The sequence below is a fragment of the Chloroflexus aurantiacus J-10-fl genome (assembly GCF_000018865.1).
Classification (GTDB): domain Bacteria; phylum Chloroflexota; class Chloroflexia; order Chloroflexales; family Chloroflexaceae; genus Chloroflexus; species Chloroflexus aurantiacus.
This window is the reverse complement of sequence record NC_010175.1, coordinates 1,639,301-1,662,050: the sequence shown is the minus strand read 5'-3', so window position 1 is coordinate 1,662,050 and position 22,750 is coordinate 1,639,301. Positions and strand designations below refer to the sequence as shown.

Here is a 22,750-nt window from a genome sequence, read left to right as displayed (position 1 = left end):
GCGGAAAGAATTCACTACCAACTGTTAATAACGGGTGAAGTAGGGTGACAACCGTATCTCGCTGCGCGAAAGGTGGGTGGTTCGTATCAAATCTTGAGTGATACTGTGCATCACTGCCGGGCACCGAATATGCGGGGATTCGCGATCATCTTTCCCCTCCGTGATGATCCGTTGATACAGATGGACGGGTACCGTTGGGGCGGGTTCTAAACCTGCCCCTACGGACGGTGCATGTACCCGTTCACGTTGCCACTACGAGGGTTGCGGCAAGCGAGGGCTGCAAGAGTATGTTCTGGTTCGCGTACTATGCATTGTACTGGATCAGATTTGATATTACAATCCTGACTCAATAGGCTGCCGGGGAGTGCAGCGTATCACCTGTTTCGTGACCAAATCTCTGGTAGAACCCGGATGTTGTCGGTACGAGCGTTAGCCCCATGAACACCCGCAATGAGGTTGACAAACAGCGACACTTGTTGTATATTCTCAGCGGGCCTCTAGCTCAATTGGCAGAGCAGTTGACTCTTAATCAATCGGTTGTGGGTTCGAGTCCCACGGGGCCCACCACTACAGCACCGGCACGAGCCGGTGTTTTTTGATTCTCTGCAAAGCTACACCACTCGCTTCGGCTGCAATATTCCAGGAAGAACCCTCTGGTTGTCTACGGATGAAGTGGAGGTAATATCGCATTTTGATCCCGCAGGAAGCAGGCACAGGGGGCTGTGTCAGGTGGGGAGCGAGCCGGAGGCTCGCGCTCCCGGCAGGTGCTTTCTTCTCTGTTCACCGACATTCATGCCGTGTACGTCACCCAGGCTCCTGGTGGGTGAGGTGCAAGGGCCAGAGGGTGAGGTGCGGGAGCATACCCCCACCCCGGCCCACCCCTGCTGGGCTATGCATTACCCACAACTATACGCATGGTGTCAACCATATGCTATCGTGAGCAACATGCCAGGGAACAGTCGTACCGTGAGCGGTGCGCATCAGGGACGGAACGCGGCATGATTGCAGTGGGAGACGTCGTGCCGAACCGTGGGGTAGAGTGCTCGAACGTCTGTCATCACACTGTGCTATCGCGCACCTGTTGCCTACGCGACCCTGATGATGGGGATGGCTGTAGGGGCGGGTTCTAAACCCGCCCCTACGGACGGTGCCTGTGCCGTTCACCTTACCATCCAAGGGATGCAGTGAATGAGGGACATCACACGATCACGCCAGGAGTGATCACAGACCCGGCAAACGTCATTTCCGCTGCACCCGCCGGGGTGGATACGGGTTTCCGGCGGTGTTACCCGTGGCGCAATGTGTGGCGTGCGGCAGCCACGCTGCCGCAGCAGGCGTACACACGATCCGGCGCGTGGCCCACCGTTCCTCATGCTGGTCACGGGGATACTGGATGTGCTCGTTCGAGCATCGAGGCGGTCAGGCATGCATGCGATCCCTGCGTGTAGACGGTTATGTTGTAATAGGTGCGTGCCTGCGCACCAGCGGTCATGGCCAGCACCTGCCGGCGGTGGTGATGATGCCTGCACGCGGGCTGGAAGCCCACGCCACGAGGAGCGCTTGCAGTCCGGCCTCACACAGCGTGACATGTGGGTAATGCATAGCCCGCTGGAAGCGTGGGCAAGGTGAACGGGAGCTATATGGAGCACGTCCATCCCCTCTCTCCACTCCCCACTCGCCCGATGGAAGCGGAGCGAGGGTCAGGGGGTGAGGTGCGGGAGCCGAGACGGTTGCATCGTTTATCATACAAACATGACTCCCGCGAGCAGGCAAGATGTCATCACCGGTCGACAAGCGTCGCAATCGTGACACCATCACCACCATCGCGGCCACCACTGCTGAACGAGGCTACCAGTGGGTGACCGGCCAGAAGTTCTCGCACCACCTGGCGCAGCGCACCGGTGCCTTTGCCGTGGATCAGGCGTACCTGGTGCAGGCCGGCGAGATACGCATCGTTTAGATAGCGATCCAGACGATCACTCACCTCAGCCGCTCGCCAGCCCCGCATGTCGAAGGTCATCGAGACATCGGGTGTTGGGGGAAGATGAACGGTTCGTGCCGGAGGGGTAAAGCGCTGGCCGTCATCACTTTTGCCCTTTGCCCGCTTCAGATCGTTGAAGCTGACTGTCATGCGGAAGCCGCCAACCTGTACCGTGGCAGTTTGATCCTCTTCATCAATGGCGACAATTTCGCCGTTCAGGCCGATGGAAGTAACCTGTACCTGATCGCCAACCTGTAACGGCTTTTCGGCTGGGGGTGGTGGCGCAGGTTGGGTCTGCACGTTTAGACGGGCAACGGCCTGTTGTGACTGCTCGGCAGTCGTCGCCAGTCGTTTCTCGGCTTCTTCAAGCCACTGGCGTGATATATTGACGGTGCGAAACTCTTCACGTAACCGGCGTAGTTGCTGACGGACTTCCCGCAGTTCTGCTTCGATCTCGGCACGGGCGGCTTCAAGTGCTGCGGCCCGTTCGGCGGCAAAGGCCTGTTGTTCAGCCGCCAGCCGGTCACGGTAGCGTTCGGCGTCAAGCCGCAATTCCTCGGCACGCTGTAATGCGGCGGCAGCGGCATCACGTTCACGCTGAATGCCGGCCAGCAAGTCTTCAACCTGCGCCTCTTTGCGGTCGATAAAAGAGCGCGCCTGTTCGATCAGTGTCGGGTCTAAGCCCAGACGGGCGGCAATCGCCAGGGCATTTGAACGACCGGGGATACCGATACTTAACCGGTAGGTTGGCGCCAGGGTCTCGATATCAAACTCAACTGAGGCATTCTGCACCCCTGGAGTCGTGTACGCAAATGCCTTCAGCTCGGCATAATGGGTGGTAGCAATACCCAGTACTCCCAGCTCAAGCAGGCGGCCAATAATCGCTCGTGCCAGGGCTGCGCCTTCTACCGGATCGGTACCGGCACCTAATTCGTCGAACAGAACCAGCGCTGCCGGTCGGCGGTCATCGAACAGGGCGTATGCGTCGCTCTCCGATGGCATTTGTTGTGCAGCCGTCAACGTTTGTAGCACGCGGATAATATTCGCCATGTGCGACGAGAAGGTACTGAGGCTCTGTTCGATGCTCTGCTCATCACCGATGTCGGCAAAGATGTACTGAAACACCGGCAAACGCGACGGTTGATCGGCTGGAATTTGCATGCCGGCCTGTGCCATCAGGGCCAGCAAGCCGGTGGTTTTGAGGGCTACCGTCTTGCCACCGGTATTGGGGCCGGTGATCAACAACAGCGAAAACTCGCCGCCAAGCCAAAGATCAATCGGGACTACGGTCTCAGCAGGGAGCAACGGATGGCGTGCCCGTGTCAGGCGTAGCGGTGGTTCAGGCGACGGCGGATCGTCGGGTCGCCAATCGACAATCTCCGGTGCCGTGCTGCGGGTAGCAATGGCGTAGCGGGCCAGCGCAAATGCCAGGTCGAGGGTAGCCAGCGTATTGACGGTACTGGTGATCAGATTGGCTGCTGCACCGACCTGGTCGGATAACGTGCTGAGAATGCGCTGCACTTCTTCCGCCTCGGCAGATTGCAGCTCGCGCCAGCGGTTGTTCAACTCGACAATTGCCATTGGCTCAATGTAGAGAGTTGCCCCCGATCCCGACTGATCATGCACCAGACCGCGAACTTCCCGGCGGTGGCTGGCCTTCACCGGAATGACATACCGGCCATTCCGCACGGTGATAATCGGCTCCTGAAGCGCACCGGCCAGTGCGCTGGAATGGATCATGCTCTGGAGGCGCTCTTGCAGACGGTTAAATGCCACCCGCACTTCGTGACGTAAGCGGGCAAGTGTAGGGCTGGCGCTATCCAACACCTGACCATCATCACCGATTGCCCGATCAATTGCCTCGCTTAACGATGGAATGACGGGCAGCGTATTGGCCAGGTCAATCAGCAACGGAAAACGTTCGTCGAGGCGGCTCAGTCGCTGACGGAGTAGCGCCGCACTCTGCAAGGTGGCCGCAATCTCGCGCAGGGTTGTGCCATCAAGAATACCGCCACGGGCAGCGTGCTGCACGGCGCGACGCACATCACGCGCCCCACCGATACTCACCTCCGGCCATTCTTCCAGCAGCAGCCGGGCTTCGGCAGTTAAAGCCTGCCGTCGCCGGACTTCAGCCAGATCGGTGGCCGGAGTCAGACTTAAGGCCAGTTCACGCGAGGCTGAAAAAGCAGTATATTGAGCCAGACGGTCACGAATGACGTCGAATTCAAGTGTAATCAGCGAAGATTCCGGGATCGACATACCAGCACTCATTAACGCAAGATTTCTTGCGTTCAGGTTATAACTAACCGTCAATCATGCCATCGGCCCAGGGGTTGATTATTGGACCTGAAAGATAATTTGGGCGGCATCAGGCAAAATCGGATCGATAAGTTCGTACAAACTAGGCAAAATCGCATTAGCGAAGAAGCGGAGCATCAACGAAGTCCCGATTTGCCCACCCAACCAGCGTGTAATCGGATAATCGATGTTGGCAAAACCGCGCACGATAAACAGATTCCAAAGCAGAATCGCCGTCAAGCCGAGGGCCAAACCACCGATGATCACACCCAGTGCGGTACCAACAATCCGATCTACCATCTCAAGATGGTGTGGTGTTTGCACATAGCGAAAACTATAGACTCCGACCCAGGTTAATACGATAAAGCAAAACAAATGGATCAACGCAAAGGCAACATACTGGCTTACGAAACGTTGTCCACCCAACTCGCGCACAAAGACATCGGCCAGACTTTGGTAGTAGAGACTGGCCAGCACGGTGCTGAAGTAGAACGAGAGAATGACGAGGACCAGCCGAATCGTGCCCTGAAAAAAGCCGACGGCCAGCGCGCCGAAGAAGAGCACGACGAAGAGGAGATCGATGACGTTCATAGCAATTTCTCCCGGCGCAAATTCCGGTTTACCCAAAATATACGAGCCTGCACAGCGATTATAGCATACCGCACAACGCTACTCTGTGTGATGATACACGGTTTAGGTGATAATACTGCTGACCATCCTCAATCTTTACGCCATTTTGTAACAAGGATCGCCCTATGACCTCTGCCAATTCGACAACCGTTCAGGCCACATCTGTGCAACCTACAGAGCAGTCTGGTTCATCGTTGCCGGGCAATACATCATCACTCGTTCCTTCGGAAGTACGGCGCGGTTTACTCATTTCCATCTGGGAAGGTGCGATTGCCAATATTCATATCAGCATTACAGGCGCTATCGGTGGGAGCGTCTTTCTCAGTGGATTTGCGCTGTTGCTCGGTGCCAATAATTTTCAACTCGGCTTGCTTGGTGCTTTGCCATTCATTGGCCAGATGTTTCAGTTCCTGAGTGCCTACCTGGAAGCCCGGTTTGCGAATCGACGAGCCATTGTGCTCTTTTCGGCACTGGCGGGGCGGCTGGTTTGGGCGTTGTTGCTCTGCCTGCCGTTCACCGGCTGGCCGGCGACCTGGCAGCTTACCGTGTTTTTCGTGGCGCTGGGTTTCTCGTATGGGCTGAATGGCATGGCAGGCAATGCCTGGATGAGTTGGATGAGCGATCTGGTTCCGCCTAACCGGCGTGGGAGCTATTTTGGCGTGCGGAATACGGTGGCCGGTATCAGCGCGATGGTGAGTGTCTATCTTGCCGGGTTGACCCTCGACCATTTTCGGGCGCAGGGTGCGGAAGCGCACGGGTATGCCCTGATCTTTGGGGTAGCGGTGCTGGCTGCTTTTGGGGCAGCCGTGCTGATTGCCCGCCAGCCAGAGCCGCCATTGCAGCCACAACCGTGGCAGGGGGTTGGTTCGTTTCTGTTCGACCCGCTCCGCGATACGGCTTTTCGCCGTTTTACCGTGCTCGCGACAGGTTGGGCGCTGGTTACCGGTATCGCCGCTCCCTTCTTTAATGCGTATGGCTTGACTACCCTGCAACTCGATTTCTCGCTGCTGGCACTGACCGGTATCGTGACCAGTGCCGTGGCGCTCTTTTTCTCGCCGCTTGTGGGATGGTTGATGGATCGCTACGGCTATCGTGTGGTCGTGACGGCGTGTGTGATGGGGACGATTCCACTGCCGCTAGGTTGGATACTCTCAACACCAGACAATATTCTCCCGCTCTGGCTAACGTCAATCTTTTCTGGCGTCTTCTGGCCGGGCGTGAATCAAGGGCTGGGCAATCTGCTGATGGAACGCGCTCCTGCTGCCCAACGTGGGGTTGCAGTAGCAATCTTTAGTTTGCTTACCGGCCTGGGTACACTGATTGCATCGTTGATCGGCGGTGCGTTAGGGCAGGTACTGACCGGGACTACGCTGATGCTGGGGCCATTGGCGGTTCACGGGCTGGCGGCATTGTTTGTGATCACGATGATTGGACGCATGGCCATGGTTGGTGCGTTTTGGCGCGTGCTGGCCGGCAATCGGTAGGCGTATTGAACAGAGAGTGTTTTGAGCTGTTGAAGGGGTATCTTGAATAGCAAGCAGTCCGTACCCCCTGAATAAAAATGTGAGCCTGCTGAAGCTCATGTTCAGCAGGCTCACCGACGGTAACGATTAAGCCTGGGGCGTGTTCACACCGGCAGCCAGTTCGAGCAACTGCAAAATCCGCGGAGCCATTGCCGCCGGATCGCGATGTAACCCTTCGATCAGCAGTGCGTTATCGTAGAGTTGTTCGGCGGCCAGTTTGAGGAGTGGATCGTTCGGATTGGAGGCAGCACGTTGTGCCAGCGCTGCAATCAGCGGGTGGGCCGGATTGAGTTCCAAAATGCGCGGCCCCATCTGCACTTCCTGACCGAGTACCTGCTGAATCCGCTGCATCTCGCGGCCAAAGGCTGCTTCATCGGCCACCAGCCGGGCCGGGCTGTCACGCAGCACGCGCGATGTGCGCACTTCTTTCAGGCGGTCGCCAAGAATTGCGGCAATGCGTTCAGCCAATGCGGTGAACTGTTCGTCATTAATGGCCGGTGCCGGTCGTTCGACCTCACCCGGCAGATCAAGATCACCCTCATCGATATTGCGCAGGCGCAACCCATCGTATTCGCGCAGACCTGACAGCATAAAGCCATCCATCAGATCGGTGAAGAGAATGACTTCGATGTCGCGTGCTCGCAGTGGGTCGAGGTGCGGACTGCTCAACGCGGCATCGCGACTGGCCGCCATCAGGTAGTAAATCTCCTTCTGGCCGGGGATCATGCGCTCTTTGTAGGTCGCCAGCGTGATCCATTCCTCACCGCTCTTCGTTGTCTGCACCCGCAGCAGCTTGAGTAGATCATTGCGATGCTCGTAATCGGTAGCAATACCCTCTTTGATGAACGGGCCGAATTCCTTCCAGAAGGTGCGATACTTCTCCGGATCGCGCTCGGCCAGTTCATTCAACTCCTTGTGGAGACGACCGGTGAGCGTTTTGCGCAGGCGTTGCATGACCGGCGATCCACCGGCGGTACCACTCTGAACGCTTTCCCGCGAGACGTTCAGCGGTAGGTCTTCGCTATCCACCACACCTTCAACGAAGCGGAAATAGGCGGGCAGCAAATCTTTGGCTTCTTCAAGGATCAGAACTTTGCGCGAATAGAGTTTGATCTGACCTTCGATGCGGCGTTCGAGGATGCCGCGCTCGCGCCGCGATGGAATGTAGAGAATGGCGTGCAGATCAACCGGCGCGTCAGTCGAAATGTGGATGAAGCTGAGTGGTGGCTGGCTGTCGAGGGTGAGCTGGCGGTAATAGCCGTTGTATTCGTCGTTCGTGACATCACGCGGGGCTTTGCGCCAGATCGCCGTGCGCGCATTGATCTGGCGACCATCGAGCATAATCGGGAAGGCGACATAATTGGAATGACGACGCACGATCTGCTCGATCCGCCATGGATCGGCGAATTCAGTCGCGTCTTCTTTCAGGTGCAACGTAATGGTGGTACCACGACGCTCGCGGGTCGCGGGGCCAACCGTGAAGCTATCGCCACCGCTCGACTCCCACATCGCTGCCGGTGCATCGGGGCGGTACGATTGGGAAACAACCGTTACCTTGTCGGCAACCATAAATACCGAGTAAAAGCCGACGCCAAACTGACCAATAATCTCGCTGGCAGTCTGTTTGGCGCCCTCACCGGCCTGTTTGACAAAGGCGCGTGCTGCCGATTGCGCAATCGTACCGAGATGCTCCACCATTTCATCGGCTGTCATGCCGATGCCGGTATCGCTGATCGAGAGGGTGCGCGCTTCCTTGTTGACTTCGATGGTGATTTGTGGTTCGAGGTCAGGATCGCGCACTTCGCGATTCGTCAGCATCTCGAACTGCACGCGATTGATCGCGTCAGAAGCGTTCGAGATCAGTTCACGCAGGAAAATCTCGCGGTCGGTGTAGAGTGAATGGGCGAGAATGTAGAGTACTTGTTGTACTTCGGCTTTGAACGTATGCGACTGCCGACCAGTTTCAGTCAACGGTTCCGTGGTCATACTTCTCCCTCGTCACAGTTGAACAATGCACCATCATCAATCCGCCTGACGCAGCGGCGGATTGCGATATTAGCACCATCATGCATTGTAATCACTCAGCCGGCAGTTGATCGTTAGAGAGTTGTTGGAAAATGACCCTGCGGATCAGCCACCTAACTCTGACATCCCGCGCAGGGTTGGCTTCACGCCGGCAGGGAGGCCGTGCCCCCATGGTTTGATATAGACGGCGTGGCGAATGATTTGTTCAAGATCGGCGACGCTGGCCCCGCCCCGGACTGCGGCCCGCAGATCAACTTCGTCATCACGGAGCAGACAGAGGTGCAGGCGACCATCAGCGGTGAGCCGCATCCGGTTACAGGTGGCGCAGAAGGGGTCGCTGACGCTGGAAATAAATCCGATCACCCCCTTCGCACCGGGTAGGCGATACGTGCGCGCCGGATCACTCGGCGCGTGGCCGATCTCCTCAAGCGGGCCATAGTGTTGTTCGAGCCGCGCAATCAGCTCGGCGCTGGCCACGATACCCTCTTCAGCGAGGCCGGCCACCCCGGTGAGGGGCATCACCTCGATGAAGCGGAATTCCCAGGGTCGCTCCAGCGTCAACCCCGCCAGCCGCACCACTTCATCATCATTCATCCCTCGCACGACCACCGCATTCAGTTTGATGGGATGCAGGCCAGCCGCGTCAGCAGCTTCAATACCGGCCCAAACCTCTTCGAGATTACCGCCACGGGTAATCATCCGAAACTTCAGCGGATCGAGGGTGTCGATACTGATATTGACCCGATCCAGACCAGCTTCGCGCAGCGGTTGGGCCAGTTTGCGCAAACGAAGCGCGTTGGTTGTCATCGCAATATGTTCAATGCCGGGAATGCGTTTCAGTTCACGCACCAGATTGACCAGATCATGGCGCAGCGTCGGTTCGCCGCCGGTCAGGCGCAACTTGCGGAAGCCGGCACGGGCAGCGGCAGTGATCACCAGCAGCAGCTCTTCATTGGTCAGCAGTTCAGGACGAGGGGCGAATTGCACACCAACGGCAGGCATGCAGTAGACACAACGCATATTGCAGCGGTCGGTCAGTGAGACGCGCAGATAGTCGATACGGCGGCCATACTGATCGAGTGCCGGCGTATCGGTGGCATAGCGGGGATGGCGGGCGGGGTCGTAGAAGATGATCGGGGTCGTGCCAGAGAGCTGGTTGGCGGCCATAGCCTCACCTCATTGTGACAAACAGACGGCGAACGAACAACCGATGTGAAACACGTACCGGTGGGCTGAATTGGCCCACCGGTACCGAATCGGCTACACCATTGCGTACTGCAACACCGAGATGCGAGCAGCGACCTGGCGAGCCAGCTCGCGGAAAATATCGGCATACGCATCAGGGGCATCACTGATCACAGCCGGCTGACCATTGTCACCACCCTCGCGCACACTCATGCCAAGGGGAATCTGGCCGAGGACCGGTACACCCAACTGTTGTGCCAGGCGTTCGGCGCCACCGCTACCGAAAATGTCGTAGCGCTTACCGGTATCGGGGGCGATGAAGTAGGCCATGTTCTCGACGATCCCTAACAGCGGCACGTTCACTTTGCGGAACATCTCCATCGCCTTGATTACGTCGATGGTTGCCACCTGCTGCGGCGTAGTCACGATAAGGGCACCGGTGAGAGGCAGGCTCTGGGCCAGGGTAAGGGCAACATCGCCGGTACCGGGCGGCATATCGATAATCAGATAGTCGAGTGGCGCCCAGGCAACCTGATAGAGAAATTGCCGCAGTAACTGACTGACCATCGGCCCACGCCAGATCACCGGCTGTGACTCGTCAATCAGAAACCCGACCGACATCACCTTGATACCGTGGTTGCTCAGCGGCAACATCATCGGCTGACCATTAGCGTCGCTAACGGCCATCGGCTGCCCGCGCACTCCCAGCATGAGTGGCAGGCTCGGCCCAAACACATCAGCGTCGAGCAGACCGACCTGTGCCCCCATCTGGGCCAGGGCAACCGCCAGGTTGGCCGCTACCGTACTCTTGCCGACACCGCCTTTACCGGCAGCCACCGCAATCACATTGGCAACGCCGGGAATGGCTGATTGTTCGGGAATACCGGCAGGGCGGCGGACATTGGCGGTAAACTCGATGTGAACCTCTCTCACCCCTGGCACCGCCAGCACTGCTGCCTCAGCCTCACTGCGGATCTGATCTTTCAACGGACACGCCGGGGTTGTCAACTCAATCGTACAACGGACAATACCGTCACAGATGGCAATGTGCTTGACCATCTGCCGAGAAACCAGGTCGCCACCCAGCTCTGGCTCTTGCACCTGTCGCAGCGCAGCGAGAATCTGATCTTCGCTCACCGTCGCCGATTGATGATTTGTTAAGCGACCCATGTATCTACTCCATCCTCAGTTATGCGCGTCTTGTTACATTATACCAGAGAATTAAGAAAGCAAGATGTTACTAAAGTCATAGACGGTGTGGGATGTCGGCGCGATGGATGATGGTTTCCGGCATATATCTGGGTGAAGCAGGTGTCATTATCTTGCTTGACAGTACGGAGTACGGTTGCTATACTCGCATTAAGACTATTCGATAGTAGCATACTCGTAAAGTGGTATATCGCCGATGAAAGTTGAGCGCAGAGCACAGGGCGCAACCCGGCGCAGCATTCTCCAGTTGTTACGCCGCCACGGTCAGATGAGCGCCATTGAGTTAAGCGATGCACTGGCAATTGGCGCGGTTGGTATTCGCCAGCACCTCACCGCTCTGGAGCAAGAGGGGCTGGTGTATGTCTGCGGTCTGCGCCGGAATGTCGGACGTCCGGCACACCTGTATGCGCTCACCGAACGGGCCGAGGCGTTCTTTCCCAAGCATTATGAGCGGCTCGTGTGTGAACTGATCGACAGTGTTGCGGCAGTCGGTGGCGAGCCGGCAGTCAGGGAGATGCTGGAACAGCGGCGCAAAATGCTCTTCGCCCGCTTAGCCCCGCAACTGGCGGACAAGCCACGGGCAACACAGGTCGCGATACTCGCCGAAGCGCTGGCCGAACAGGGGTATATGTGTGAGTGTGAACAGGGCGAGAAGGGTGATCTCTTCCTGACTCAGTATAACTGTCCGTTTGATTGCGTTGCCCGGCGCTATCCGCAAATCTGCGCCCAAGAGTTACGTCTTTACGAAGACCTGCTGGAGACCACTATCGAGCGTGATACCACGATTGCCGAAGGTGGTCACTGTTGCCGGTACCGGATTCCGGCCTAGCACTTACTCGCACATCCGCGGTACAATACAGGTACGCCACAGATGACGGCCAGTGGTGGCCGTCGTTGTTTGCAATTGCTACGGAGGTTTCACATGGCCTTTGAAGTTCCGCCGTTGCCTTACGACTACAATGCCCTTGAACCGTATATCGATGAAGCCACGATGCACTATCATCACGACAATCACCATCAGACGTATGTTACCAATCTGAATAATGCGCTGGCGAATTACCCGGAGTTGCAGAGCAAGACGATTGAAGAGCTGCTGGGTAATCTTGACGCCATCCCAGAGGCGATTCGGACGGCGGTGCGCAACAATGGTGGTGGGCACTGGAACCATACCTTCTTCTGGGAGATTATGGCTCCCAATGCCGGCGGTGCGCCTACCGGTGATCTGGCGGCGGCGATTGATGCGGCCTTCGGCAGCTTCGACGCTTTCAAAGAGAAGTTCAAGGCGGCGGCTCTGGGCCGGTTCGGTTCGGGATGGGCATGGTTGGTGGCGGCAAAGGATGGTAGCCTCAGCATTATGAGCACTCCCAACCAGGACAACCCGCTGATGGAGGGGAAGACGGCCATCCTTGGGCTGGATGTATGGGAGCACGCCTATTACCTCAAGTACCAGTACAAGCGGGCCGCCTACGTTGATGCCTGGTGGAACGTGGTGAATTGGGCCAAAGTTGCCGATCACTACGCAGCGGCGAAAGGTTAATGTTGGTCGGGACGGGAATCTCAGCCGCGTAGTGCTCCGCGAACGTTGCCGGGCACTACGCAGTGGCGAAAGGTTAAATAGACACGCTGAGAGGGGCCACAACAAACAGTGGCCCCTCTCTTTGGCAGAAACTCGTATTGCCCTGGCTTATGGCACACTGGCGTTCGGGTCGAGACGATAAGTGTTGATAATCTCGTCGGTGCGGCTGACCAGCGTATCGAATTGATCTTCAGGAACCAGGGTTGTCAACACCGAGAGCTTGTTGCCACGCTGCTCTATGAAACTATTCCCCAACATTGGTGCCTGCACGTTGTCGGAAACCGTTGCGGTATACCCCCACACGACCAGGATACTGCCATCACTTTGCGGTCGCGGCTCTTCGTAGAAGAAGTCGGATTGACTGCCAAATGCCGATTGCAAGAAGCTCACCAGCTTGTCAACCAGCTCATCATCGCTGTAGGTAGTGCTGTCTTCCAGCACGTTGACGATGATCGCGGCATTGTTTGTTGGATCAGACCAGACCAGGATCAGTTCGCCGGGGCGACTGTTATCGGTCAGGCTCCAGTTTTCCGGCAGATCGATCCTGAACACGCCGGATGGATGATTATAGGTTTGCAACTGTCCAATCTGAACTGGAGCCAGTACACTGCCACTGGCAGTTTCACCGCCGGTTGTTGAGCCGCCGCTAATGGAAGCGGAGGGGTTAATGCGGTAGGTGTTAATAATAGCGTCAGTTTTGCTGTCCAGTATCTCAAACTGCTCTTGCGGTATCATAGTGGTAAGGATCGAAATCTTATCACCCCGCTGCTCAATGAAGCTGTTCCCCAGCAAGGTTGAACGCACATTGTTGTCGGCCGTGGCAGTATACGACCAGGCTACCAACTGGCTACCATCGCGCTGAGGACGCGCATCTTCGTAGACAAAATCTGGCTGTTGACCGAAGCGCTCTTCGAGAAATGAAGTAAGTGCATCGACCAGTTGCTGATCGGTATAGCTCCGGCTATCTTCAACAATATTCACCCAGATCGCCCCATTGCCGGTCGGGTCTGTCCAGATCAGTAACAGCTCGGTTGGGGAGCTGTTATCCTCTAGTGTCCAATTGTTGGGAATATCGATCTGAAAAACACCACTCGCGTGCCGATAGGTCTCAAGTGGGCCAATATCGACCAGCGCCAACTGACCACTCTGGCTGGCGGCTGTTGGTGAGGGGCGCGGGGTGGCCGTCGGCTGGGCTGGAGGCAAGGTAGGGCGTGGCGTGCGTGTGGGCGCGGCAGCCGCCTGGGTTGGGGATGCAGTAGGAGCGGCGCTCCCTCCACCACCACATGCGGTCAGGGCGAAGAGTAACAGGCCGATGAGCGAAATGAACCAGTACCGGTGTGTAAGGGACATACAACCTCCCTTCAAAATACTGTGAACCGTGATGGACAACGACTCTGTGCTGTGTAGCGTGCAGGAGGAGTCTCAGATGCATGTACGTGCTATGGGTGCAGAAGTTTCAGGGGAGGTGTGATGGTGTTGGGCGAGGGGTAATACGAATCGTCATTATAAATATCACAAAACCGTTATTGTTGATGTTGCCAACCTGACAAATTTGCCATTCCCCTTTCCCAACTTCTCCCATATAATAACGGCTACCACCGTCGTAAGGAGGTGCATATGCGTCGTGTCCTGATCCTCTGGTTTGCCATCTGGTCACTCTTCTCCGCTTCGGCGGTGGCTGCGCAGCCGTTGCTCACGGTCACACTCGATTTTGAAGGATTTGCCGATAATCTGGATATTACCGGCTATGGTGGGCTACAATTTGGCACCGGCTGGCGCTTCGGCGATGTGCGCAGTGGACGCTACAATGCCCCGTTTCCTCAACTCTGCCCTGACTTTGGCGGCACGTGCGCTTTCTGGCTGAACGGTAACGGTTTCGGGCGCGTCAGCGGGAGTGGTAACGGTAGGATTACCTTGCCGGCCAATGTGATTGCATTCAGTGTTGGTGTCTCCACTTCCGAGACGCTTGGTATCACGGCCTTTGCTGCCGATGGGTCTGTCCTGGCAACAACCGAGGTGCTGGCAAATATCTTGACCGGTCGCCTTGATCGAGCTACGCTGACCGCACCCCCAGGGCAGGTGATTAGCTCCATCGAACTGAATGGTGTACGCGATACCTGGTTGATTGACGATATTGAGTATGTGATCAATCCTGCCTTGGGAGCGCGGTCGGCCCGTCTGGTGCTGGCTCAGCGGGTTGATGATGTGGTGAAACCGGGTGAGATGTTGAGCCTGGATCTGGTGCTGGAAAATTACGGTCAGGGGCCGGCCCTTGCGACCACGATTGAGTTGCCGTTTGCCGATGACGCCTTGATCCTGCTTGACGCCAAAACGAGTCGCCCTGATGTGTGGGTCAGCGATGTTCAGCCGGGACGCATCACGATACGTACGGGGATACTGGCTGCCGGGCGTGATCTGATTACAATAACAATCCGTTTCCGGGTGCGCGAAGATGCCCCGTTGGGTACCGCCATTGGTCGCATTGCCCGACTCAGTTTCCGCGATGCGGTCAGCGAATTTGGCCGCGGTCAAAGCAATCTGCCTGCAACGGTGATTGGCGACGGCCCGGAACGCACGTTTTGGCGGACACCGAATCTTACCATTACCGGACAAACACTGTCCTACACGGCTGCCGGCTTTGCCCCCGGCGAACCGGTTGGTATCTGGTATAACCCACCCGCCGGTGCGCCGCCGGTCACCGTGGCCACCGTGCGCGCCGATGGTGATGGCCGCGTAAGTGGCTTCCTGGCACTGACAGACTTACCACCCGGTGATTATTCGCTGGTATTGTTCAGCCACCACTCACAGCAGACGTTTGTTGGTGGGTTTGGACGGTAATGGTTGCCGGGCCGGTCATTCCGGCGCTCAATCTGTCAGTCGGCATCAGCCAGGCTGTCAGTTGGTGAGAGAGCTGGGAAGCGGGGCAATTATGAATCCCGGGGCAGCGGTTTCAGGTACGTCGCCGCTGTCGCGAAACGGGCATAGCACGCTGCGGCGATCCAGGTATTATTTGACATAAAAACCTATCTGAAACGTCTTACCTAAACATCGGTAATCCCTGCGCGACATGTCATATCAGGCTCATTCACCACTCTGGTACTGTACCTGATGCCCCGTGCACGCCATTATACCCTGGGAGCGCGTGCCTCCGGCGCGCTCGCCACCTGCAATAGCCCACCGCCCCTGCTTTCAGCGGGGTAGCACATCCAATCTTGAGTGATACGGTGCATCACTGCCTGGCACCGGGTATACGGGGAATTCGTGGCTATCCGTCTTCTCCGTGATGATTCGTTGATACAGATAGGCGGATTCCGTAGGGGCGGGTTTTGAACCCGCCCCTACGCATGCGTCTGTTCACAATTGCCATACGCGAGGATGGTGCAAGGGTACGTCTTGAATCGTGGGCATGCATTGTGTTTTTCGGGTTTAATATCGCCACCCTGAACCAATGCACGACGGCGTGAACCATCCGGCACCAGTACTTCCCGCTCCCAGCGGGGGCTATGCATTACCCACATGTCGCGCTGCGTTAGGCCAGGCTGCACGCGCTCCCCGTGGTGCAGACTTCTAGCCTGCGTGGATGCATCCTCGCCACCACCGTCAGGTGCTGGCCGTGGCCGCTGGTGCGCAGGCACGAACCTGGTACAACCAAACGTCTACGCGCAGGGATCGCATGCATGCCTGACCGACTCGATGATCGGCACGAGCACATTCAGCACCCCAGTGACCAGGATGGGGAACAGTATGCCACGCGCCGGATCGTGAGCACGGCTGGCGCGGCAGCATGGCTGCCGCACTCCATATGAGGGCAATCCGGGCTGGAAGCGGTATCCCTGCCGGTGTGCGGGATGAGAACGAGATACGGCTATTTGTTCGTGCTATGACCATCCGGGGCACCGCTCCACCACGCGCCAGATCGTGAGCACGGCTGGCGCGGCAGCATGGCTGCCGCACTCCAAACCACGCGACACGTGCATAACGAGCGGGTACGGCAATCCATCCAGCACGTGCCGGCACGGCTGGAGCGGTGCTCTGCCATCGGGCTAGTCGCCCACAACAGCACCTATGGAGATCATCCCCGTTGATACACACGTGGTTGACACCAGTTGTGGGTAATGCATAGCAGCGGGGGTGGGGCAGGGTGGGGTTTGCCTGCATACCCTGGGAGTGCGTGCCTCCGGCGTGCTCGCCACCTGCAATAGCCCACCGCGCCTGCTTCCGGCGGGGTAGCACATCCAATCTTAAGTGATACGGTGCATCACTGCCTGGCACCGGGTATACGGGGAATTCGTGGCTATCCGTCTTCTCCGTGACGATTCGTTGATACAGATGGGCGGATTCCGTAGGGGCGGGTTCTGAACCCGCCCCTACGCCTGTGCCTGTTCACAATTGCCATACGAGGGGGTGGCGCAAGAGGCATGCCTGGCAACTCTCCAGCATGAGTAGGACAACCTGACCAATGCACAGTGTCGGTCAAGATTTGATATTACCGGCTGCGAATGGTGATCTCCTCGTAACTCACCGTAATCCCACTCTGATCAAAACTGGTGACCGCCAGCCCAATGTCACCGCGCGTAAATGTTGGATCGCGGGTCTGTTCAAGCTGACGATCATTTACAAACAGCGTGATCTCATCGCCGTTGAGTTCAACCCGGAGCCGATTATTTTCGGGGTCAATCGCTTCGTGCTGCGTCCAATCGATCAGGGTTATCCACTGATTGTTCTCCAACAGCTCAAGTGCGTAATACCCATCATTCGACACACTGAACAGATAAAAGTTATCCTCGTCCTGATAATTGAAGATGATACCCGCAGCGCCAACCGGCCCCCCTCGAACAGTAGAATAGCTGGTTTCAATAATGACATCGCGGTAAGATCCATTCACCAACGCCCAGACCAATAGTTCTGGCTCTTTGACTTCGATGACATACCGGCCTGCTTCGTAGGCATACCGTGAACTGCTATCTTCACTCTCTCCCAGTTCACTGGCCTGTGGATTCTCGAAATCATCACTGAACAAGACCCTACCGCTGCTCCCTGATGCCAGCGAACCTCCGTCCCCGGTAGTTGCCGTTGCCTCAGTCGAACTGCTGGTTGGCACGGAGTCGACAACCGCGAAGATTGATACGGCAATGAATACACATATGCCGATCAAGATCAGGAGTAAGCACCCGCTTCCGCCTACCAGTCCCCAGATCAACCACTTGTTTGTCCCGGCGGTTTGCATCGGGCTTGTGGTTGAGGGTACCTGGAATGGGTCGGTGCCGGCAGGTGGTGGGCCATACGAGACAGGGGTTACCGGTGGCGGCATAAATGGATCTGGTGGCGTTCCTGCACTCTGGGCAGGTGGTATGACCGGTGGTGGATAAGAAGCAGGTGTTCTTCCCACCGACGGTTGGGGTGGAGGAGGGGTGACTGGTGGTACGCCTGCCGGTGACTGCTCAGGGGGGATCACGACAGTTGGAGCAGCTCCCGCTGGTGGCTGTTCAGGGGGGATAATGACTGTGGGTGGTACCCCTGGCGTCGGTTGCTGCGGTGGGATGACGACGGTAGGCGGTGCCCCTGTTGCCGGCTGCTCCGGGGGAATCATGACGGTTGGTGGCGCACCCGGAGTCGGTTGATCTGGAGGAATGATCACCGTTGGTGCTGCTCCTGCGGTGGGTTGCTGCGGTGGGATGACAACAGTGGGTGGTGCTCCTGTGGCTGGTGGCGAAGGTCGCTCAGGTGCTCGCGTACCACACTCTGGGCAGAAACGATCTTCTGGGGTGAGCTTTCGTCCACAGTTCATGCAAAATATTGGGGCCGCCGTTGCTTCAGGTGAGGTTTCCGCTCCGGCTTGTCCAGGGGGAATTACCACCGTGGGTGGTGCTCCTGCAGCCGGTGCCGACGGTCGTTCAGGTGCTCGCGCACCACACTCTGGACAAAAGCGATCTTCCGGGGTGAGCTTATGTCCACAGCTCGCACAAAATGTTGGGTTCGGTGAGTCGCCCATATCTACATCCTTGGGTGCTACGATATTGTTGCTGTTGCCACGGTACCTTTTGACATCAAATTGCGTAGTACCTCAATAAACACACGGTTCTCTTCCGCAGTGCCAAACGAAATCCGCATCCAGCCCGGTAAGCCCCACCCACTCAGCGGTGTGACCAACACCCCGCGGCGAGCAAGCTCTGCTGCCACTGCAGTATCATCGGCAATTGCGGCGACGACAAAATTGGTTTCACCGGGGATCACCGTCATCCCCATAGCCCGTAGATGGTCGGTGAGGAATGCCCGGCTGGCAGCGGCATGGGCCAGAGAGCGTTCGAGATGGTCAACGTCGTCAAGGGCGGCAAGGCCGGCAATCTGGGCCAGAACGTTCACGTTGAAGACCGGACGCGCCCGTTCCAGGTACGCTATCAGATCGGCGTTGCCGAAAGCGTAGCCCAGCCGTAAACCGGCCAGACCGTGAATCTTGGCGAAGGTGCGCACAATCAGCAGGTTATCGCGTCCGTCGCGCAACAACGGCAGCAGATCGGGAAAATCCGGGCGCGTCACAAATTCCAGATAGGCTTCATCAACAACGACCAGTACATCAGGCGGTACCTGTTCGAGAAATGCCATCAATTCAGCGGCGCCGACCGTGGTACCGGTCGGATTGTTGGGATTACATACAAAGATAAGGCGGGTTTGCGGTGTGATCGCGGCAGCCATGGCTGGGAGATCGTGTGTCATCTCGCGCAGAGGAACCTGACGGGCAATCGCGCCTTGGGCCTGAATCCGGCGGGCATAGCTGATAAACGATCCCTGCGCCAGGACTGCTTCATCACCCTCGCCGAGCATAGCATGGCAGATAAGCATAATCAGCTCATCTGAACCATTGCCCAGCATCACCTGGTCGGGGTGCAGATCGACGCGAGCGGCCAATGCCTCCTTCAAGGCCACGCCACTTGCGTCGGGATAACGGTGGATCGTGCTCAGCGCCTCTTGCACGGCAGCCATAGCCCGCGGTGATGGGCCAAGTGGATTTTCATTGGCGGACAGACGGGCAACGACGACACCGGTCGATGATCGGCGAGGTGGTGGCGTTGGCGATAAAGCCTGAAGAAACGCTTTCTTACGGATCGGCACATCAAATCTCCGCTGACAGTTCAAAAGAGCGATTCATCCGCTCAGTACGTGAACGCTGCATTCGTTCAACCGGTAACAGCACCATAAACGTGCTGCCCTGACCCTCGCGACTCTCAATCCAAATCTGACCACCGTGCAACTGAACAATCTCACGGCTTAGATACAAGCCCAACCCCAACCCCTCTGCCCGGCGGCCAGGTGCACGATAGTAGCGCTGAAACACGCGCTCCTGCTCTTCAGGGGGAATGCCCGGCCCCTGATCACTGACACTGATCAGCACCGCAGGTGCATTGTTGTTTAGCAGAGTCGCGCTGCGGAGACGCACGCTGATCACACTGTCGGGTGGACTGTACTTGATAGCGTTGCTGATCAGATTTGTCAGTACCTGCCGGATACGCATCGCATCGCAGGTTACCATCAATTCCGCCGACTCGGCCTCAAGCAGTAAATCGCGTTGACCGGCGTTTGGTCGTTGTTGATCGATCACCTGCTGAGCCAGCCCGACGAGATTGACCTGTTGATATTGCAAATCAAACTGGCCGGCATCAAGGCGCGAAACATCGAGGAGATTATCCACCAGGCGGAGCATATGCGCCACCTGTTGCGAGAGGATCGTCAAGCCGTGCAAATCGCGATGATCCCCCTCCCGCTGTTGTTCTCGTCGCAACAAAAGATCGGCATAACTGCGTACCGCTGCCAGCGGGCTGCGTAATTCATGGGCGGCTACGGCCAGAAATTCATCCTTTGCCCGCTGCACCTTTTGGGTTGCAGTAATGTCGCGGAACGTAATCACTGCGCCTTCAACTTCACCCTGTTCGTTAACCGCTGGGGCGCCACTGAAGCTGAAGAAGCGCTCACTGTTATCGGGCAGGCGTCGCATCACCCGATAATCGTAAAACGTTTCGCCACGCAAAGCGCGGGTAAATGGTAAATCATCAGGCGTCAGAGCATTCCCATCGAGATCGCGCAGATCGTACAGATCAGGAACAGTTGCCAGGGGTGTCTCGAAGCTCAGCGTTGCGCAGGAGAGAAGATCGTGGGCAGCCTGGTTGGCCAGGGTTAAACGACCGTAACGATCACACAGTAACACCCCCTCGGCAATCGACTCGATCACCGTATGGAATTTTCTCCGCTCGTGTTGGCTATCTTCATACAACCGCACGTTAGCAATCGCGAAACCGACCTGATTACAGATCGGCATCAGCATGTCTTTGTCAATTGCCTTGGTGAGTTCGATATCGCCGAACAGCGCCAGCACACCGGTCACAGTACCGCCGGCGAGCAGCGGTAGATAGGCCGCCGCCGCCATACCGGCCTCGATCAACGCCGATTCGCCACGCTCGCTGAGCAGTGGCCGAAATGCCGGCTGGCCGTAACGAACAACTTCTGCACAGGGAGTCGCATCAACCGACACCTGGTCGAAACAGGCAAGAGCAGTCAGGTCAATGTTACACCAGGCACTGACCTGTAGACGTTCCTGGGCCGGATCGAAGATCAGGAGCGCACCACTCTGGGCAGGGGTCAATTCGAGGACAACGGTCAAAACACTCTGCACCAGATCGGGCAGATCGGCAGCAGTGCTGATCGACGTTACAACTGCATCAAACGCTTTCAGCCGTTGGTGGCTGCGCCGGAGTTCATCGTACAATTGGGCGTTGCGAATGGCTGCGGCAACGATACCGGCGATAACCTCGAAATCGGCCATCTCTATACCAAGTGGCTCATTGGCATTGCTGGCCAGCTCCAGCACCCCTACCAGCGTGTGCCCTGCGCGCAGTGGGATAGCGGTCACCAGCAGGCTGCGCGGTAAGAGATCACCGATTGCCTGAAAGACCGTCTGTGCCTGGGGGGATGCAATACCCTGCAATTCACGATAGCCGTGTTCGCCGTGTTGTTGGATCACCGTCTCACGCTGCCAGGCCAGCCCGGCGGCTCCTTCTCCAGGTCGCAATCTGACCCGCAACCAGTGTTCACTGATTGCAGACGGTATCGTGAACCCGGCGTGAGCTACCGGTTGCAAGCCGCCCGTGGTAACGAGCCAGAGAATGACGGTGCGCACAGCCGGTAAATGTTCGGCAAAACTGGAGACCAGGGTCGGAAAGAGGCGTTCTGGTTCTTGCAAGGCCAGCCAGGCCGCACTGATCTTGAGCCAGTGCTGGATACCCTCACCTGACACTGCTCGCTCTATCATCTGATCAGATGCGCTAAGCTCTGGCTGGTGTTCAGTCATCGTAGCAACTCTCCGTGCGACCAGGCCACGGCGCGGTTGATACCTTCCGCTAACGGTACTTGCGGGTTGAATCCCAACAATTCGCGGGCCTGCCGAATATCAGCGACATAGTACGTTACTTCACCGACCCGCTTTGCCGGCTGAACAATAATCTCCGGCTGCCGACCAAAGGCCTCACCGATCAACTCCGCGACCCGAATCAACGTATTTCCTTCGCCGTAGGCCAGATTAATTGTGCGGTTGTATACCTCCCCTCGGAATAAACGGTTGATACCGCACATAATTCCATCAACACAATCGTCAATGTAGGTAAAATCAAGCACCTTATCGGCACCGTATACCGTCACCGGTTCCCCACGACTGATCCGATGAATAAATAGCGGAATCACCCGTTCCATGCGTGCCAGATCGTTATCGAAGCGGCCGTAGACATTGGAAAAGCGAAAGACAATGTAGCGCAGCCCATAGCAGCGGGCATAGGCATAGATCAGGGCTTCACCGGCAATTTTGGAAGCTGAGTAGGGACTCTCGGTAAAGCTGAAGTCGGCGCGCGTCTCCTCTGTCATGTAGCGGTGAATGTCACCGTAGACTTCCCGTGAGGAGGCAAAGATGATCGGGATTTCATGATGCCGGCAATATTCGAGCACATTATAGGTAATGTTGATATTTTCCAGGGCGCGATGTGGCTCGGTTACCAGCTCGTAGACTTTGGCGTTGGCCGCCAGATGCACCACCAGATCGCAAGGTGGGTAGGGGGCACCACCGATACCGGCGCGAAAATCACGTTGGGGTATAGCGAGGTCTTGTAACAGGGTGGGAATGCGATCCGTCCACGGATTAACCCGACGATCAACGCCAAAAACCTGGTGACCAGCCTCGATCAGCCGAAGACCGAGGTTGGTACCAATCATGCCTGAAGAACCGGTGATCAGGATGCGCATTGATAGAACCGTCTCGCCAAACTGGATCAGGAAGTTGCTACC

Annotated in this window: 16 protein-coding genes, 1 tRNA gene and 1 pseudogene; 7 read left to right on the top strand and 11 right to left on the bottom strand. The window is 57.2% G+C overall.

Going from position 1 to position 22,750, the window contains the following annotated elements:
* Positions 1 to 491: 491 nt before the first annotated feature.
* Positions 492 to 567, top strand: a tRNA-Lys gene (locus CAUR_RS06200).
* 1,213 nt (positions 568 to 1,780) lie between these two features.
* Here CAUR_RS06200 and CAUR_RS06195 read toward each other — a convergent pair.
* Together CAUR_RS06195 and CAUR_RS06190 are read right to left on the bottom strand one after the other, a co-directional pair.
* The gene (locus tag CAUR_RS06195) at positions 1,781 to 4,240 is read right to left on the bottom strand and encodes an endonuclease MutS2 (protein ID WP_012660626.1); all 2,460 of its coding nucleotides are present in this window, start codon (positions 4,238 to 4,240) and stop codon (positions 1,781 to 1,783) included.
* Positions 4,241 to 4,318: 78 nt separating this feature from the next.
* Positions 4,319 to 4,870 (bottom strand): CvpA family protein, encoded by a 552-nt coding sequence (locus tag CAUR_RS06190; protein ID WP_012257068.1) that lies wholly within the window; start codon positions 4,868 to 4,870, stop codon positions 4,319 to 4,321.
* A gap of 164 nt (positions 4,871 to 5,034) precedes the next feature.
* Here CAUR_RS06190 and CAUR_RS06185 point away from each other — a divergent pair, with 164 nt between their 5' ends.
* Positions 5,035 to 6,393, top strand: a complete 1,359-nt coding sequence (locus CAUR_RS06185; RefSeq protein ID WP_012257067.1) for an MFS transporter — start codon at positions 5,035 to 5,037, stop codon at positions 6,391 to 6,393.
* Between the two features lie 126 nt (positions 6,394 to 6,519).
* Here CAUR_RS06185 and htpG read toward each other — a convergent pair whose 3' ends face one another.
* The 3 genes from htpG to apbC form a co-directional block, all read right to left on the bottom strand.
* Complete coding sequence (gene htpG / locus CAUR_RS06180; protein WP_012257066.1) at positions 6,520 to 8,418, bottom strand: molecular chaperone HtpG; 1,899 nt, start codon at positions 8,416 to 8,418, stop codon at positions 6,520 to 6,522.
* Between the two features lie 144 nt (positions 8,419 to 8,562).
* Positions 8,563 to 9,624: a GTP 3',8-cyclase MoaA gene (moaA, locus tag CAUR_RS06175; RefSeq protein ID WP_012257065.1), complete on the bottom strand. Its 1,062-nt coding sequence runs from the start codon at positions 9,622 to 9,624 to the stop codon at positions 8,563 to 8,565.
* A 93-nt stretch (positions 9,625 to 9,717) separates the two neighbouring features.
* Positions 9,718 to 10,812 carry an iron-sulfur cluster carrier protein ApbC gene (gene apbC / locus CAUR_RS06170; RefSeq protein ID WP_012257064.1) on the bottom strand — a complete coding sequence of 365 codons (1,095 nt, stop codon included), beginning with the start codon at positions 10,810 to 10,812 and terminating at the stop codon, positions 9,718 to 9,720.
* A 235-nt stretch (positions 10,813 to 11,047) separates the two neighbouring features.
* Between apbC and CAUR_RS06165 the strand changes: the two genes are divergently transcribed.
* Both CAUR_RS06165 and CAUR_RS06160 read left to right on the top strand, forming a co-directional pair.
* Positions 11,048 to 11,680 carry a helix-turn-helix transcriptional regulator gene (locus CAUR_RS06165; RefSeq protein WP_012257063.1) on the top strand — a complete coding sequence of 211 codons (633 nt, stop codon included), beginning with the start codon at positions 11,048 to 11,050 and terminating at the stop codon, positions 11,678 to 11,680.
* Between the two features lie 93 nt (positions 11,681 to 11,773).
* The gene (locus tag CAUR_RS06160) at positions 11,774 to 12,388 is read left to right on the top strand and encodes a superoxide dismutase (protein WP_012660625.1); all 615 of its coding nucleotides are present in this window, start codon (positions 11,774 to 11,776) and stop codon (positions 12,386 to 12,388) included.
* 147 nt (positions 12,389 to 12,535) lie between these two features.
* On the opposite strand, the gene CAUR_RS06155 is transcribed toward CAUR_RS06160, so the two are convergent.
* Positions 12,536 to 13,777 (bottom strand): hypothetical protein, encoded by a 1,242-nt coding sequence (locus CAUR_RS06155; protein WP_012257061.1) that lies wholly within the window; start codon positions 13,775 to 13,777, stop codon positions 12,536 to 12,538.
* A gap of 267 nt (positions 13,778 to 14,044) precedes the next feature.
* On the opposite strand from CAUR_RS06155, the gene CAUR_RS06150 reads away from it, so the two are divergent.
* From CAUR_RS06150 to CAUR_RS21170, 3 genes are all read left to right on the top strand, one after another.
* The gene (locus tag CAUR_RS06150) at positions 14,045 to 15,265 is read left to right on the top strand and encodes a hypothetical protein (RefSeq protein WP_012257060.1); all 1,221 of its coding nucleotides are present in this window, start codon (positions 14,045 to 14,047) and stop codon (positions 15,263 to 15,265) included.
* Between the two features lie 839 nt (positions 15,266 to 16,104).
* Complete coding sequence (locus CAUR_RS21730; protein ID WP_278043631.1) at positions 16,105 to 16,233, top strand: hypothetical protein; 129 nt, start codon at positions 16,105 to 16,107, stop codon at positions 16,231 to 16,233.
* Positions 16,234 to 16,368: 135 nt separating this feature from the next.
* Positions 16,369 to 16,512, top strand: a complete 144-nt coding sequence (locus CAUR_RS21170; protein ID WP_162015856.1) for a hypothetical protein — start codon at positions 16,369 to 16,371, stop codon at positions 16,510 to 16,512.
* A gap of 401 nt (positions 16,513 to 16,913) precedes the next feature.
* Here CAUR_RS21170 and CAUR_RS06140 read toward each other — a convergent pair whose 3' ends face one another.
* From CAUR_RS06140 to CAUR_RS06125, 5 genes and pseudogenes are all read right to left on the bottom strand, one after another.
* Complete coding sequence (locus CAUR_RS06140) at positions 16,914 to 18,065, bottom strand: zinc ribbon domain-containing protein (protein WP_242605126.1); 1,152 nt, start codon at positions 18,063 to 18,065, stop codon at positions 16,914 to 16,916.
* Positions 18,066 to 18,161: 96 nt separating this feature from the next.
* Positions 18,162 to 18,419, bottom strand: a pseudogene (locus CAUR_RS21485) (double zinc ribbon domain-containing protein); the annotation flags it as partial.
* Positions 18,420 to 18,436: 17 nt separating this feature from the next.
* The gene (gene hisC, locus CAUR_RS06135; RefSeq protein WP_012257058.1) at positions 18,437 to 19,537 is read right to left on the bottom strand and encodes a histidinol-phosphate transaminase; all 1,101 of its coding nucleotides are present in this window, start codon (positions 19,535 to 19,537) and stop codon (positions 18,437 to 18,439) included.
* 1 nt (position 19,538) lies between these two features.
* On the bottom strand, positions 19,539 to 21,767 hold the full coding sequence (locus CAUR_RS06130; RefSeq protein ID WP_012257057.1) for an ATP-binding protein: 2,229 nt from the start codon (positions 21,765 to 21,767) through the stop codon (positions 19,539 to 19,541).
* On the bottom strand, positions 21,764 to 22,708 hold the full coding sequence (locus CAUR_RS06125) for an NAD-dependent epimerase/dehydratase family protein (protein WP_012257056.1): 945 nt from the start codon (positions 22,706 to 22,708) through the stop codon (positions 21,764 to 21,766). Before CAUR_RS06125 ends, CAUR_RS06130 begins: the two co-directional genes overlap by 4 nt.
* Positions 22,709 to 22,750: the final 42 nt, after the last annotated feature.

What these genes read in the sequence shown, in the direction of transcription:
- CAUR_RS06195 (WP_012660626.1), bottom strand. Translation starts at nt 4,240, where the DNA reads ATGTCGATCCCGGAATCTTCGCTGATTACACTTGAATTCGACGTCATT.
- CAUR_RS06190 (WP_012257068.1), bottom strand. Translation starts at nt 4,870, where the DNA reads ATGAACGTCATCGATCTCCTCTTCGTCGTGCTCTTCTTCGGCGCGCTG.
- CAUR_RS06185 (WP_012257067.1), top strand. Translation starts at nt 5,035, where the DNA reads ATGACCTCTGCCAATTCGACAACCGTTCAGGCCACATCTGTGCAACCT.
- htpG (WP_012257066.1), bottom strand. Translation starts at nt 8,418, where the DNA reads ATGACCACGGAACCGTTGACTGAAACTGGTCGGCAGTCGCATACGTTC.
- moaA (WP_012257065.1), bottom strand. Translation starts at nt 9,624, where the DNA reads ATGGCCGCCAACCAGCTCTCTGGCACGACCCCGATCATCTTCTACGAC.
- apbC (WP_012257064.1), bottom strand. Translation starts at nt 10,812, where the DNA reads ATGGGTCGCTTAACAAATCATCAATCGGCGACGGTGAGCGAAGATCAG.
- CAUR_RS06165 (WP_012257063.1), top strand. Translation starts at nt 11,048, where the DNA reads ATGAAAGTTGAGCGCAGAGCACAGGGCGCAACCCGGCGCAGCATTCTC.
- CAUR_RS06160 (WP_012660625.1), top strand. Translation starts at nt 11,774, where the DNA reads ATGGCCTTTGAAGTTCCGCCGTTGCCTTACGACTACAATGCCCTTGAA.
- CAUR_RS06155 (WP_012257061.1), bottom strand. Translation starts at nt 13,777, where the DNA reads ATGTCCCTTACACACCGGTACTGGTTCATTTCGCTCATCGGCCTGTTA.
- CAUR_RS06150 (WP_012257060.1), top strand. Translation starts at nt 14,045, where the DNA reads ATGCGTCGTGTCCTGATCCTCTGGTTTGCCATCTGGTCACTCTTCTCC.
- CAUR_RS21730 (WP_278043631.1), top strand. Translation starts at nt 16,105, where the DNA reads ATGCCTGACCGACTCGATGATCGGCACGAGCACATTCAGCACCCCAGT.
- CAUR_RS21170 (WP_162015856.1), top strand. Translation starts at nt 16,369, where the DNA reads ATGGCTGCCGCACTCCAAACCACGCGACACGTGCATAACGAGCGGGTA.
- CAUR_RS06130 (WP_012257057.1), bottom strand. Translation starts at nt 21,767, where the DNA reads ATGACTGAACACCAGCCAGAGCTTAGCGCATCTGATCAGATGATAGAG.
- CAUR_RS06125 (WP_012257056.1), bottom strand. Translation starts at nt 22,708, where the DNA reads ATGCGCATCCTGATCACCGGTTCTTCAGGCATGATTGGTACCAACCTC.